The organism is Actinomadura barringtoniae, from assembly GCF_017573505.1.
GTDB classification, from domain to species: Bacteria; Actinomycetota; Actinomycetes; order Streptosporangiales; family Streptosporangiaceae; genus Spirillospora; species Spirillospora barringtoniae.
The window spans coordinates 1-593 of sequence record NZ_JAGEOJ010000061.1 but is presented as its reverse complement, the minus strand read 5'-3'; the positions used below and the strand labels follow the sequence as shown (position 1 = coordinate 593).

Below are 593 nucleotides of genomic sequence, written 5' to 3'. Positions count from 1 at the left end.
CTCCAAGGGCACCTTCATCGTGAACGGCACCGAGCGCGTCGTCGTCTCGCAGCTGGTCCGTTCCCCGGGCGTCTACTTCGACCGCGCCCTCGACAAGGCCTCCGACAAGGACATCTACGGCTGCCGGGTGATCCCGTCCCGTGGTGCCTGGCTGGAGTTCGAGGTCGACAAGCGCGACAACGTCGGTGTGCGCATCGACCGCAAGCGCAAGCAGCCGGTCACCGTGCTCCTGAAGGCGCTCGGCTGGGACGAGGCCCGCATCCGGGAACGTTTCGGCGGCTACGAGTCGATCAACGTCACCCTGGAGAAGGACCACACCCAGGGGCAGGACGAAGCCCTGATCGACATCTACCGCAAGCTACGCCCGGGCGAGCCGCCGACCAAGGAGTCGGCGCAGACCCTGTTGGAGAACCTCTACTTCAACCCCAAGCGCTACGACGTCGCCAAGGTCGGCCGCTACAAGATCAACAAGAAGCTCGGCCTGGACCTGGAGACCGACCAGGGCACGCTCACCGAGGACGACATCGTCGCGACGATCGAGTACCTGGTGCGCCTGCACGCCGGTGAGAACGAGGCGACGGTCGCCGTCAACT

1 pseudogene is annotated in these 593 nt (G+C 65.6%); it reads left to right on the top strand.

Going from position 1 to position 593, the window contains the following annotated elements:
• A pseudogene (locus J4573_RS53395) lies at positions 1-593 on the top strand (DNA-directed RNA polymerase subunit beta); the annotation flags it as partial.